The sequence below is a fragment of the Streptomyces sp. NPDC054840 genome, assembly GCF_053611065.1.
Genome location: NZ_JBSGZP010001143.1, coordinates 1 through 1,182, shown reverse-complemented (window position 1 = coordinate 1,182; position 1,182 = coordinate 1). Strand labels below are relative to the sequence as shown.

Annotated in this window: 1 protein-coding gene; it reads right to left on the bottom strand. The window is 71.1% G+C overall.

The window, feature by feature from the left end:
• Positions 1 to 14: 14 nt before the first annotated feature.
• A complete protein-coding gene (gene rarD, locus ACWGIU_RS38210) occupies positions 15 to 959 on the bottom strand; it encodes an EamA family transporter RarD (RefSeq protein WP_453712740.1) in 945 nt (314 codons plus the stop codon).
• Positions 960 to 1,182: the final 223 nt, after the last annotated feature.

Genomic DNA, 1,182 nt, shown 5'->3' with positions numbered 1-1,182 from the left:
GCTCCTGGGCGGCGTTACGCGGGCTCGCGGGCCGGCGTCGCCAAGGTGGCCGGCACCGCCGCCGGCCTGACCCGGGACCGCCGCGCCGTACGCAGCGCCTCCCAGGTGAGGATCACGAGCGCGGCCCACACCAGGGAGAAGCCCGCCCAGCGCTCGGGCGGCATCGCCTCGTGGAAGTACAGGACCCCGAGCCCGAACTGGAAGACCGGGGCCATGTACTGGAGCAGCCCCAGGGTGGACAGCGGGACGCGGATCGCGGCCATCCCGAAGAACACCAGCGGGATCGCCGTGACCAGGCCGGTCGCGGCCAGTAGGAGCGAGTGGGCGACCCCGTGCGAGGCGAAGGTGGACCCGCCCTGCGCACCGAGCCACAGGACGTATCCGAGGGCGGGCAGGAACAGCACGGCCGTCTCGGCGGCCAGCGACTCCAGGCCGCCCATGTCGAGCTTCTTCTTGATCAGCCCGTACGTGGCGAAGGAGAAGGCGAGGATCAGCGAGATCCACGGCGGCCGCCCGTAGCCGATGGCGAGCACCAGCACGGCGGCGAAGCTGAGGCCGACCGCCACCCACTGGGCGCGGCGCAGCCGCTCACCGAGCACCAGCACGCCGATGGCGATGCTGACCAGGGGATTGATGAAGTAGCCGAGGCTGGCCTCGACGACATGCTCGTTGTTGACGGCCCAGATGTAGAGGCCCCAGTTCACGCTGATCACCGAGGCGGCCAGCGCGGTCAGGCCGAGCTTGCGGGGCTGGCGGAGCAGCTCCCGTATCCAGCCCCAACGGCGCAGCGCGAGCAGCGCCAGACCGACCACGGCCAGGGACCACACCATGCGGTGGGCGAGGATCTCGATCGCCCCGGAGGGCTTGAGGAGCGGCCAGAAGAGGGGCACCAGCCCCCACATCCCGTATGCGCCGAATCCGTAGAGCAAACCCGTGCGCTGCTCGTTCTCTGCCTTCACGGGGCCTCCTGTGCGACTTCCGGCCAACTTGACGAAGGTAACGCCGTACGGCCCCGATGTCATGCCCGTCATCGGGAGATACTCATGACATCTTTCGGGGTCCGTGGTGCCGCGGGCCGCGCCGGACGCGACGGAGCCCGGATCCTGGCGCGGGATCCGGGCGGCGTGGCGGGCGTGCGGCGCGCCCGAACCCACCACGGGGCAGGGGTCGTTGGCGGTCAGC